Origin of the sequence: Paraburkholderia sp. SIMBA_030, assembly GCF_046535245.1 — a bacterium.
In the GTDB taxonomy this organism is placed as follows: Bacteria; Pseudomonadota; Gammaproteobacteria; order Burkholderiales; family Burkholderiaceae; genus Paraburkholderia.
Genome location: NZ_JAWRXB010000968.1, coordinates 1 through 258, shown reverse-complemented (window position 1 = coordinate 258; position 258 = coordinate 1). Strand labels below are relative to the sequence as shown.

Annotated in this window: 1 pseudogene; it reads right to left on the bottom strand. The window is 63.6% G+C overall.

The window, feature by feature from the left end:
* Positions 1 to 51: 51 nt before the first annotated feature.
* Positions 52 to 258: pseudogene (locus SB772_RS42895) on the bottom strand (chemotaxis protein); the annotation flags it as partial.

The following is a 258-nucleotide window of genomic DNA, read 5'->3' as shown; positions in this document are numbered from 1 at the left end:
CGACCACGAGGTCGGACAGCGAGGGCGTCGACAACGGCAATTCAGGGGTAGTCATAGGCTGTGCAACAGCGCGTCGATGGCCCGGCTTACGTGATGGATCGACTCTTCGGCCATCAGCATGACGAGATGCGCGCGAAAACGCTGGTCTTCCAGCGCGAAGTTGACTTCGACGAGCAGCGCGAGATCCCACGCGAGCAGGCCGGGCTGGAACACTTCGTCGAGCGTGACGGCGTCGCCGAGCAGGCCCGGCTGCGAAAA